A 10,312-nucleotide genomic window follows, 5' to 3' on the forward strand; every position below is an offset into this window, starting at 1 on the left:
GTGACATATGGCGTCACACCGTCACAACCCTGCCGGAGGCCAGCCGCCGGCCCGAGAGCAGGCCGGCCCCCGCGACGGCTACCTCGACGCCGCCCGCGAGTGCATCCTCGACGTCGGCTGGAAGCGCACGACGCTCACCGAGGTCGCCCGCCGCGCCGGCGTCTCGCGGATGACGATCTACCGCGCGTGGCCGGACATGCCGGCCCTGCTCGGCGACCTGATGACCCGTGAGTGGGGCGGCCTGGTCGCCCGCGGCGTGGACCTGTCCGGCCCCCCGACGCCCCAGCAGGTCGCCGACGCGGTCGCGGCGACGGTCGAGGCGCTGCGCGACAACGAGCTGTTCACCCGCATCGTCGAGCTCGACCCGGAGCTGATCCTCCCCTACCTGCTGGCCCGCCGCGGCCGCTCGCAGGAGCTGGTCATCGGCGTGCTCGCCGGCGCGGTCGCCGACGGCCAGCGGGCCGGCACCATCCGCTCCGGCGACCCGGTCACCATCGCCCGCGGCGTCGTCCTGGCCGCCCACGGGTTCGTCCTGTCCGCGCACACGATGGTCGACGACGCGGTGGACACCGCCGCCCTCGACGCGGAGCTGCGCACCCTCGTCGTACGGAGCCTCACACCATGACCAGCCCGACCAGCCCGACCAGCCCGACCGGCTCCTCCCGCACGCCCCGGCGGATCACCCCCGGCCTGGCCGGTGCGCCCACCGACGTCGATGTGGTCGTCGTCGGCCTCGGGGTGACCGGCGCGGGGGTCGCGCTCGACGCCGCCTCTCGCGGGCTGCGGGTGCTCGCGGTCGACGCCCACGACCTCGCCTTCGGCACGTCGCGGTTCTCCTCGAAGCTGGTGCACGGCGGGCTGCGCTACCTCGCCTCGGGCCAGGTCGCGATCGCGCACGAGAGCGCTGTCGAGCGCGGGATCCTGATGGAGACCACCGCGCCGCACCTCACCCACCCGCTGCCCTCGCTCATCCCCCTCGGCCCCGGCGTCAGCCGCCCGCTCGGCGCGCTCGCCGGCGCCGGCCTCGTCGGCGGCGACCTGCTCCGCCGGGCGGCCCGCACCAGCGCCGACACCCTCCCCCGGCCCCGGCGGCTGTCGGCGGCCGAGACCCGACAGCTCGCGCCGCCGCTGCGCACGGAGGGCCTGCGCGGCGGCCTGCTCGGCTGGGACGGCCAGCTCGAGGACGACGCCCGGCTGGTCACCACGATCGCCCGCACCGCCGCCGACCGCGGTGCCGCCGTGCACACCCACGCCCGGGTGGTCGCGGCGACCGGCACCTCCGTGCAGCTGCGCGACGAGCTCACCGGGGCGGACCTGGCCGTCACCTGCCGCACGGTCGTGAACGCGGCGGGGGTGTGGGCCGGCGACCTGGTCGACGACGTCCGGCTGCGCCCCTCCCGCGGCACCCACCTCGTCCTGCGACCGGAGGCACTGCCGCACCTGGCGGTCGCCGTCTTCGCCCCGATCCCCGGCGAGACCAACCGCTTCGTCCTCGTGCTCCCCCAGCCCGACGGCCAGCTCTACGTCGGCCTCACCGACGAGCCGGTCGACGGCCCCGTGCCGGACGTCGCCGAGCCGACCGAGGTCGAGATCGGCTTCCTGCTCGACGTGGTCTCCGCGTCCTTCGCCCGGCCGCTGCGCCGCTCCGACGTCGTCGGCGCCTTCGCCGGCCTCCGTCCGCTGCTCGACACCTCCGACGGCGCGGGCGAGGGCTCGACCGCCGACCTGTCCCGCAAGCACGCCGTGCTCACCAGCCCGTCCGGGGTGGTCACGATCGTCGGCGGCAAGCTGACGACGTACCGCCGGATGGCCCAGGACGCCGTCGACGCGGCCGTCGCCTCCGCTGGCCTCACCGCCGGCCCCTGCGTCACCGCCACCCTCCCCCTGCTCGGCGCCGCGCCCCGCGAGGCGCTCGCCGAGGAGGCGGCCCGTGCCGACCACCCCGGACGCGCCCGCCTCGTGCGGCGGTACGGCGCCGACGCCGGCCTCGTGCTCGACGCGGCGCTCGAGGCGTCCGGCTGGGCCGCCGACGAGGTCCTCGCGCCGATCGCACCCGGCCACGCCACCGTCCCCACGGTCTGGGCCGAGCTCTTCTTCGGGATCACCCACGAGGGGGCCGCCGACGTCGCCGACCTGCTCGACCGGCGTACCCGCGTCGGCCTGGTGCCCGCGGACCGCGAGGTCGCCGTCCCGGCGGCGCAGCGGGCGCTCGAGGTGGTCGCGGCGCACGCCCGGCAGTCCGGTCGATGACCCCGCGATGACCCCGGCGATGACCCGGCGATGATTTTTCCCGTCGCCCCCGGTCCACCTCCTCAGGCAGACTGACGAGACCACAGGGGCAGCGATGGGAACCACCGTGACCGAGCAGGCAGGACTGGCAGGGCAGGCGACCGCGCCCGCCCACGACGAGCTCGCGGACTTCGACACCCTCACCGGGCGCTACCAGCGCGAGCTGATGGCGCACTGCTACCGGATGAGCGGTTCGGTGCACGAGGCCGAGGACCTGGTCCAGGAGACCTTCCTGCGCGCGTGGAAGGCGTCGGCGAGCTTCCAGGGCCGCAGCTCGGTGCGCACGTGGCTCTACAAGATCGCCACCAACGTGTGCCTGACCAACCTGGAGAGCAAGCCGCGTCGCCCGCTGCCCACCGGGCTCGGCACCTCCGACTCCTCCCCTGCCGACGAGCTGCTCGAGGACCACGAGGTGCCGTGGCTCGAGCCGATCCCGGACGCCGCGGTCGAGGTCGCCGAGCGGGACACGATCCGGCTGGCGTTCGTCGCCGCCCTGCAGCACCTGCCCGCCCGCCAGCGCGCGGTGCTCATCCTGCGCGACGTGCTGCGCTGGTCAGCAGCCGAGACCGCTGCGGCACTCGAGACGACCACCGCCGCGGTGAACTCGGCACTGCAGCGCGCGCACGCACAGCTCGCCGACCGCGGTCTCACCCCGGACACGGTCGAGGCCGACCTCGACCAGGCCCAGCGCACCCTGCTCGACGCCTACCTGCAGGCGTTCTGGCGCAAGGACATCGACCAGATCGTCCAGCTGCTCAAGTACGACGCCACGTGGGACATGCCGCCGTTCCTCAACCACTACCGCGGTTGCGAGGCGATCGGCGAGCTGATCGGCAGCAAGTGCCCCGGCGGCACCAACGACATGCCGATGATCGAGACGGTCGCCAACGGCCAGCCGGCGTTCGGCCTCTACATGCGCCAGCCCGAGGGCCACTTCGAGCCCTTCCACCTGCAGGTGCTGCAGATGACCGGCTCGGGCGACGAGCTGCGTGTCGAGCACGTGACCGCGTTCTTCGACCCGCGGCTGTTCGCCCGGTTCGGCCTGCCGGACCGCCTGCCCGCCGACTACGTCCCGGCCTGAGCCATGACGGCCGAGCCGGCCCCGGCCGGTCTCGTCGCCGGCCTGGACGTCCTGCAGCGCGCGCTCGACTACACCAGCGCCGCCCTCGCGACGACCACCTGCGCCGACGTCGACCGCCCCACCCCCTGTCTCGGGTGGACCCTCGCCGGCCTGCTGGCGCACATGGAGGACGCCCTCGACGCCTTCGCCGAGGCCGCCGACGGTGCCGTCGGCCTGCACTGCTCCGGACCCTCGCCGCTGGTGGAGCGGGTCGAGCGGCTGCAGGTGAAGGCGTGCGGCCTGCTGCACGCGTGGATGGAGGCGACCAGCCCGACCGTCGACGTCGGCGGGCACCCGCTGCCCGTCGACACCGTCGCGCGGATCGCCGCGCTCGAGGTCACGGTCCACGGCTGGGACGTCGGGCGTACGACGGGGCGCGGGTCCGCGATCCCCGAGCGCCTGGCCGCCGACCTGCTCCCGACGGCGCTCCAGGTGGCGCTCGGCGACGACCCGCGCTTCGCTCCCCCGCGCCCGGTCCCGGTGGACGCCCCCACCGGGGTGCACGTGCTGGCGCTGCTGGGTCGCGACGCCGCGTGGCGCTGAGCCGGCGACCAGCTCGCGCCTGGGCCCCACGCCCTCGGCTTGCCGCCAGGGGGACGGTGCCACCTGCCGGAGGCAACCGCGGCGCGGCAGCGCGGCGCCCGCGCCGCAGGCGCGTCGAGGGCAAGGGTGGGCCGAGCGCAGCGAGTGCCTGCGCGCAGCCCTCGACAGGCGACGCGCTCGCGCAGTCAGTCGACCGGCAAGGCGACGTAGGTGGTGTCGAGGTACTCCTCGATGCCCTCGAACCCGCCCTCGCGGCCGTAGCCGCTCGCCTTCACGCCGCCGAAGGGCGCAGCGGGGTTGGAGACCAGACCGGTGTTGATGCCGAGCATCCCGGTCTCGAGCCGCTCGGCCAGCCGGATGGTGCGGGCGAGGTCGCGGGTGTAGGCGTAGGCGGCGAGGCCGTACTCGGTGGCGTTCGCGAGCGCGATCGCGTGGTCCTCGCTGTTGAAGGTCGTGATCGGCGCGACGGGGCCGAAGATCTCGGTGGTCACGGCGTCCGCGTCCTCGGGGACGTCGACGAGGACGGTGGGGGTGAAGAAGTACCCGTCGCCCTCGGGCGCCTCTCCGCCGGTCAGCACGCGGGCACCCCGCTCGACGGCGTCGGTGACCGTGGCCGACACGGAGGCGACGGCCTTCTCGTCGATGAGCGGACCGACCTGGACGCCGGCGTCCTGCCCGCGCCCGACCCGCAGCGACCCCATCCGCTCGGCGAGGCGGCGGCCGAACTCTTCCGCGACCGGCTCCTCGACGATGAAGCGGTTGGCCGAGGTGCAGGCCTCGCCCATGTTGCGCATCTTGGCGATCATCGCGCCCTCGACGGCGGCGTCGAGGTCGGCGTCGGCGAACACGAGGAAGGGGGCGTTGCCGCCCAGCTCCATCGACACCCGCTGCAGCTGGCCGGCGGACTGCTCGACGATCTTCCTCCCGACGCCGGTGGACCCGGTGAAGCTGACCTTCCGCAGCCGCGGGTCGGCCTGCAGGGTGCTGCTGAGGCCGCCGGAGTCGCTGGTGGTGACGACGTTGAGCACGCCGGCCGGCAGTCCGGCCTCGTCGAGCAGGGCGGCGAGGTAGAGCATCGTCAGCGGCGTCTGCGCGGCCGGCTTGACGACCATGGTGCAGCCGGCGGCGACGGCCGGGCCGATCTTGCGGGTGCCCATCGCGAGCGGGAAGTTCCACGGCGTGATGAAGAGGCAGGGGCCGACGGGCTTGCGGACCGTCAGCAGCCGGCTCCCGCCCGCCGGGTTGTGCATCCAGCGGCCGTGGATGCGCACCGCCTCCTCGGAGAACCAGCGCAGGAACTCGGCGCCGTAGGTCACCTCGCCCTTCGCCTCGGCGAGCGGCTTGCCCATCTCCAGGCTCATCACGAGCGCCAGGTCCTCGGCGTGGGAGGTGACCAGCTCGAAGGCACGGCGCAGGACCTCGCCGCGGTCGCGCGGTGCGGTCGCCGCCCAGTCCGCCTGCGCCGCGACCGCTGCGTCCAGCGCGGCCCGGGCGTCGTCGAGGGTGCCGTCGGCGACGTCGCTGAGCACCGAGCCGTCCGCCGGGTCGATGACGTCGAGGCGCCCGCCTCCTCCCGGCACCCAGGCGCCGCCGACGAACAGCTGGCGACGCGACTCCGGAAGCAGGTGGCCGAGGCGTTCACGGAAGGTCATGGCCCCACTCTGGCACCTGCCCGGGCACACGCGGCAGGAGTCGGCGCCGGTCGACCGGGACCGGATGACCGGGACCGGTCATCGGCACCCGGGACCTTCGTCCCGGGCCCGGTGGTCGAACGGTGGAATCTGCCGGGGTGGGCCTTGACCGGGTTGGGTGCGGGGTTACAGTGGACCTGTCGTACTTCGGAGGGAGCACCGAGACGACAAGAGCCCCTCGTTGACCCCATGCAATGAGGGGCTCGCTCCCGTTTTGGGCGCCTTTCCCGGGGGTCAGCGGGCGCCGCGCAGGAACGCCTCGAGCAGCGGCCCGGCGGTCTGCGAGCCGGACTGGCCGGTCTGCACGAAGACCGCCACGGCGAGGTCGCCCTGGGCCGCGATCATCCAGGCGTGGGTGCGCACGGTGCCGCCGTCGGCGTACTCCGCCGTGCCGGTCTTGGCGATGACCGGCGGGCCCGGGACGTCGGCGAGGCCGCGCCCGCTGCCGTTGGTCACCACCCGGCGCAGCATCGCCTTCAGCTGGCGCGCCTCCTGCTTCCTCAGCGGCTTCGCCTCCTTCGGCACGGAGACGTCGACGTCCTCCACCAGGCGGGGTACGACGGTCGTGCCGGCCTGCACGCTCGCGGCGACGGCCGCCATCGCCATCGGCGAGGCGAGCACCTTGCCCTGCCCGATCAGGTCCGCGGCGCCCTCGGTCTCGCTGGCCGGGGGCGGCACCTCCCCGAAGTAGGCCGGGAACCCGAGGTCGTGGTCGATGCCGAGCCCGAGGCTGGCGGCAGCGTCGGCGAGGTCGCCGTCGGCGAGCTCGTCGCGGGCGTTGATGAGCGCGGTGTTGCAGGACTGGGCGATCGCCTCCTCCAGCGGGATCGTGCCGATCGCGGAGGATGGGTAGTCGGAGTAGTTCTTGAACTGCTTGCCGTCGACGACGGTGGTGGCCGGGCACTGGACCGGCGTGGTCGGCGTCAGGCCGGCTCGCAGCAGGGCGAGCGAGGTGACGGCCTTGAAGGTCGAGCCGGGGGCGAACTGGCCGAAGGTGGCGTGGTTCTGCCCGCCGGTGCCCGAGCCGTTGGCGGCGGCGAGGATCGCCCCGTCGCTGGGGCGGACGGCGACGAGGGCGCTGGCCGGCCGGACCCCGCCCAGGACCTGCTCGGCGAGCGACTGCAGGCGCTGGTCGAGGGTCAGCGCGAGCGGCTCGCCGTCGGTCGCGTCGACCCGGAAGAGCTCGCGCTCCTCGCCGCCGTCGGCCGGCACCGCGCTGACGACCCGGCCGGGGGTGCCGCGCAGCCGGTCGTCGTACCGCGCCTGCAGGCCGGAGACGCCGGCGACGTCGCCGGGGCGGTAGGTCTCGGGGTCCTCCTCGACCATTTCGGCGGTGACCGGGCCGACGCGACCCAGGATCGGCGCGGCGAAGTCGCGGGTCGGCGCGAGGGCGAGGTCCGCGCTGACCTGGTGGGCCCCGGCGATGTCGGGCAGGCCGGAGCGCACCTCCGCCGGCACGTCGTCGGCACGGAAGGTGATCGCCTCGACGAACGCCTTGTCGCCGGCGTCGCGCACCGCCTTCACGTACGGCGCCACCTGGATGTCGAGCAGCTGCGCCAGCGCACGGGCAGACGTCACGGCCCGGCGGGCCGGCACCTTGGTCTTGTCGATCCCGACCCGGACCACCGGCCGCTCGGTGACGATCGCCCGGCCTCCGGCGCCGGTGATGTCGCCGCGCTTCGACGGCAGGGTGCGCACGTCGAGGGTGTCGCCCTCCTCGAGCCCGGGCTCGACGACGGCCGGGTCCCACGCCACCGTCCACTCCTCGCCCTCGGCGAGGTCGACGGTCGTCTCGTAGGTCCACTGCTCGCCCTCGACGACCGGCCACGACCAGGCCAGGGTCGCCGTGGGCTGCTCGGCGCCGGCGTCCACCTCGGCGACGGTGACGGTCGGGGCGAGCCCGTCCATCCCGGCCACCACGGCGGCGTACTCCTCCGCCACGGCCGCGGCGTTGGCTCCGCGCCAGTCGACGGCGGCGAGCGGGTCGTCCTCCGCTCCGACGGCGGCCTCGGCGAGCGCGGCGGCGAGCTCCTCCGCTGCGGCGCGGGCCCCGTCGTCGTCCGTGCTGGAGCACGCGGCCAGGCCGGAGGCGGGCACGAGGAGGAGGGCCGTGGCTGCCGAGAGTCGCCGCATGCAGCCGTTCTACCAGCCGGGCCCGACGGGGGCCCGGCTGGCGTGGCGCCCTGCGGCAGTCAGCCGAGCAGGCCCTGGACCAGCGGCTTGTAGCCGGAGGAGTGGCCGAGCCGGTTCGGGTGGTAGCTCTCACTGATCGGGCTGGAGAGCCCGTTGAGCCACTCGGGGTCGTCGCACACGGCGTGGCCGACGAAGCGCGAGGTCGGGTTGGCGAACCGGAAGCCGCGGGCACTGGCTGCTGCGGACAGCTTGCTGTTGAGCAGGTCGGCGGTCTGGTTGAGGCGGGTCTCCTCGGCAGGGCTGAACCAGGTGGCGGCGTTGCAGTCCTCGCCCATGAAGAGCCGCGGGTAGCCGACGACCACGACGACGGCGTTGGGCGCCTTGCTGCGGATCGACGCGTAGAGCGTGCTCAGCCGACCGGGCAGGGTGTTGTTGATGAACGCCTGGGCGGTGTTGATCTTGCCGTCGCAGTTCGACATCCAGCCCGGCTTGGCGCACTCGGTGAGCACGCTGGTGAAGCCGGCGTCGTTGCCGCCGACCGAGATCGTCACGTACGCCGTGCTCGAGCTCAGCGCGCTGAGCTGGCCGCTGGTGACGGTGCTCGTCGTCGCACCGGCGCACGCCTTGAAGTTGAGGCTGTAGCCGCGCGCGGCCGCGACCAGCTTCGGGTAGGCGTAGGTCGAGCGCTGGCAGGTGGTGCCGTCGGAGATGTAGCTGCGGGTGCCGGTGCCGGAGGCGTAGGAGTCGCCGAGCGCGACGTACGACGGCGCGGCGTGGGCTGCGGGCGCGACGGCGACGAGGCCGGCGAGCGCCGCGGCCAGCACCGAGGCGAGGGAGAGCAGGAGGCGGAACGTCCGAGACATGGTGGCCCTTCGGGAGCAGGAGTGTGACCTCGGTCACTACACCACCGATGGGGCGGTCCGCGGAAGGCCGGCCAGACCGGTCGGGCTAGCGCGGCGGTCCGGCGAACGCGATGCCCCGCTTCGCTCCGGCGACGATGTCCTCGACGTGGGCCTGGAAGCCCGGGCAGGCGGCGATGTCGTGGGCGCGGCACTCGAGCGCGTGCTGGGTGAGGTGCCGGGAGCGGTCGATCTCGGCCTGGCGGCGGTCGAGCTCCTCGAGGTGGGCGCGCAGCGCGTCGCGCCGCCCGTCGGTCGAGGCGTCGAGGAGGGTGCGGATCTGCTCCAGGCTCATCCCGGACGCCTTGCTGGCGAGGATGGTCGCGACCCGGTAGGCGTCGTCCTCGGTGTAGACCCGTCGCCCCGCGGAGTCCCGCTCGGGCGCCAGCAGGCCGCGGTCCTCCCAGTGCCGCAGCACGTGGGTCTCGAGGTCGAACCGGTCGGCGAGCTCGCCGATCGCCCAGCGGATGTTCCGGTGGCTTGACTTCATGTTCACATGAAGTCACATCGTGGCGTCATGGACAAGGACCTGACCAAGCACACCGACACAGACACCGACATCGACACCGACATCGACATCGACACAGGCAGCGACACAGGCAGCGACACCCCGACCTGGGACGTCGTGGTCGTCGGCGCCGGCTCCGCCGGCCTCCAGGCGGCCCAGACCCTCGGCCGGATGCACCGGTCGACCCTGGTCGTCGGCACCGACCGCTACCGGAACGACCCGACCGGCCACATGCACAACTTCCTCGGCCACGACGGCGCGCCGCCCGCCGAGCTGCGCACGGCCGCCCGCAAGGACGTCGAGGCGTACGCCGACGTCGAGCTCCGCGACGCCGAGGTGCTGCGCATCTCCGGCGAGGCCGGCGACTTCCTCGTCGAGCTCGCCGGCGAGGACCCGGTCCGCGCCCGCCGCGTGCTGCTCGCCAGCGGCGTGCACGACACCCTGCCGGACGTGCCCGGCGTGGCCGAGGAGTTCGGCGACCTGGTCGCGCACTGCCCGTTCTGCCACGGCCACGAGTTCTCGGGCACCCGGGTCGGCATCCTCGGCTCCGCCGCCCACGTCGCTGCGATGGCCTCGATGGTCGGCCCGATCGCGAGCGAGGTCGTGGTGCTCGCGCACGGCGACGTGCTGGACGACGCGACCGCGACGACCCTCGAGCGGCTCGGCGTCCCGGTCGTGCCCGGGCGGGTGGCCGCCGTACGCCGCGAGGGCGACGGCCTCGTCGTCGACGTCGAGGACAGCGACTCGGTCGCCCTGGGCGGGCTCTTCGTGAAGACCGACTGGGCGCTGGCCGCCCCGCACGCCGCCCAGCTCGGCGTCGAGCTCTCCGAGATGGGCGCCGTCGTCGTCGACGCCTTCGGCCGCACCAGTGTGCCGGGCGTCTACGCCGCCGGCGACATGGCCCAGGGCCCCGGCCTGCCCATGCCGATGGCCTCGGTCCTCGTCGCCGCCTCCGCCGGCCTGCTCGCCGCCGCCGCGTGCGTGCAGGACGCTGCGCTGGAGCGGATCGCGTAGGTCTCGCCTTGCGGGGCTGGTCTCCGATCTCCGACACAGAGGGGGCTGGGCATCGTGGGAGTTCCCCGCGGCCGCGCACCGTAGCCGCCCGTCCCCCGCCGTCAAGGACGTCGCT

At 74.4% G+C, this 10,312-nt stretch carries 9 protein-coding genes; 5 read left to right on the forward strand and 4 right to left on the reverse strand.

Features of this window, described 5'->3' with window-relative positions; genetic code table 11:
• Positions 1 to 7 precede the first annotated feature (7 nt).
• The 4 genes from NOCJ54_RS0114155 to NOCJ54_RS0114170 all read left to right on the forward strand — a co-directional run bounded on the left by NOCJ54_RS0114155 (position 8) and on the right by NOCJ54_RS0114170 (position 3,952).
• On the forward strand, positions 8 to 625 hold the full coding sequence (locus NOCJ54_RS0114155; RefSeq protein ID WP_028656014.1) for a TetR/AcrR family transcriptional regulator: 618 nt from the start codon (positions 8 to 10) through the stop codon (positions 623 to 625).
• Positions 622 to 2,250: a glycerol-3-phosphate dehydrogenase/oxidase gene (locus NOCJ54_RS0114160; protein ID WP_028656015.1), complete on the forward strand. Its 1,629-nt coding sequence runs from the start codon at positions 622 to 624 to the stop codon at positions 2,248 to 2,250. Before NOCJ54_RS0114155 ends, NOCJ54_RS0114160 begins: the two co-directional genes overlap by 4 nt.
• A gap of 94 nt (positions 2,251 to 2,344) precedes the next feature.
• The gene (locus NOCJ54_RS0114165) at positions 2,345 to 3,370 is read left to right on the forward strand and encodes a sigma-70 family RNA polymerase sigma factor (protein WP_084255219.1); all 1,026 of its coding nucleotides are present in this window, start codon (positions 2,345 to 2,347) and stop codon (positions 3,368 to 3,370) included.
• A gap of 3 nt (positions 3,371 to 3,373) precedes the next feature.
• On the forward strand, positions 3,374 to 3,952 hold the full coding sequence (locus NOCJ54_RS0114170) for a TIGR03086 family metal-binding protein (protein ID WP_036518026.1): 579 nt from the start codon (positions 3,374 to 3,376) through the stop codon (positions 3,950 to 3,952).
• Positions 3,953 to 4,137: 185 nt separating this feature from the next.
• Here the strand turns inward: NOCJ54_RS0114170 and NOCJ54_RS0114175 are convergent, their stop codons facing one another.
• The 4 genes from NOCJ54_RS0114175 to NOCJ54_RS0114190 form a co-directional block, all read right to left on the reverse strand.
• On the reverse strand, positions 4,138 to 5,604 hold the full coding sequence (locus NOCJ54_RS0114175) for an NAD-dependent succinate-semialdehyde dehydrogenase (RefSeq protein WP_028656018.1): 1,467 nt from the start codon (positions 5,602 to 5,604) through the stop codon (positions 4,138 to 4,140).
• 273 nt (positions 5,605 to 5,877) lie between these two features.
• Complete coding sequence (locus NOCJ54_RS0114180; protein ID WP_028656019.1) at positions 5,878 to 7,776, reverse strand: penicillin-binding transpeptidase domain-containing protein; 1,899 nt, start codon at positions 7,774 to 7,776, stop codon at positions 5,878 to 5,880.
• A gap of 59 nt (positions 7,777 to 7,835) precedes the next feature.
• Positions 7,836 to 8,639: an SGNH/GDSL hydrolase family protein gene (locus tag NOCJ54_RS0114185; RefSeq protein WP_036518028.1), complete on the reverse strand. Its 804-nt coding sequence runs from the start codon at positions 8,637 to 8,639 to the stop codon at positions 7,836 to 7,838.
• Between the two features lie 85 nt (positions 8,640 to 8,724).
• Positions 8,725 to 9,165 carry a MerR family transcriptional regulator gene (locus NOCJ54_RS0114190; protein ID WP_028656021.1) on the reverse strand — a complete coding sequence of 147 codons (441 nt, stop codon included), beginning with the start codon at positions 9,163 to 9,165 and terminating at the stop codon, positions 8,725 to 8,727.
• Positions 9,166 to 9,192: 27 nt separating this feature from the next.
• Between NOCJ54_RS0114190 and NOCJ54_RS0114195 the strand changes: the two genes are divergently transcribed.
• Positions 9,193 to 10,197, forward strand: coding sequence for an NAD(P)/FAD-dependent oxidoreductase (locus NOCJ54_RS0114195; RefSeq protein ID WP_028656022.1), 1,005 nt, complete (start codon positions 9,193 to 9,195; stop codon positions 10,195 to 10,197).
• Positions 10,198 to 10,312: the final 115 nt, after the last annotated feature.

The organism is Nocardioides sp. J54, from assembly GCF_000519005.1.
Taxonomy (GTDB): Bacteria; Actinomycetota; Actinomycetes; order Propionibacteriales; family Nocardioidaceae; genus Nocardioides.

Coding starts and splice junctions, on each gene's coding strand:
- NOCJ54_RS0114155 (WP_028656014.1), top strand. CDS start 8: ATGGCGTCACACCGTCACAACCCTGCCGGAGGCCAGCCGCCGGCCCGA.
- NOCJ54_RS0114160 (WP_028656015.1), top strand. CDS start 622: ATGACCAGCCCGACCAGCCCGACCAGCCCGACCGGCTCCTCCCGCACG.
- NOCJ54_RS0114165 (WP_084255219.1), top strand. CDS start 2,345: ATGGGAACCACCGTGACCGAGCAGGCAGGACTGGCAGGGCAGGCGACC.
- NOCJ54_RS0114170 (WP_036518026.1), top strand. CDS start 3,374: ATGACGGCCGAGCCGGCCCCGGCCGGTCTCGTCGCCGGCCTGGACGTC.
- NOCJ54_RS0114175 (WP_028656018.1), bottom strand. CDS start 5,604: ATGACCTTCCGTGAACGCCTCGGCCACCTGCTTCCGGAGTCGCGTCGC.
- NOCJ54_RS0114180 (WP_028656019.1), bottom strand. CDS start 7,776: ATGCGGCGACTCTCGGCAGCCACGGCCCTCCTCCTCGTGCCCGCCTCC.
- NOCJ54_RS0114185 (WP_036518028.1), bottom strand. CDS start 8,639: ATGTCTCGGACGTTCCGCCTCCTGCTCTCCCTCGCCTCGGTGCTGGCC.
- NOCJ54_RS0114190 (WP_028656021.1), bottom strand. CDS start 9,165: ATGAAGTCAAGCCACCGGAACATCCGCTGGGCGATCGGCGAGCTCGCC.
- NOCJ54_RS0114195 (WP_028656022.1), top strand. CDS start 9,193: ATGGACAAGGACCTGACCAAGCACACCGACACAGACACCGACATCGAC.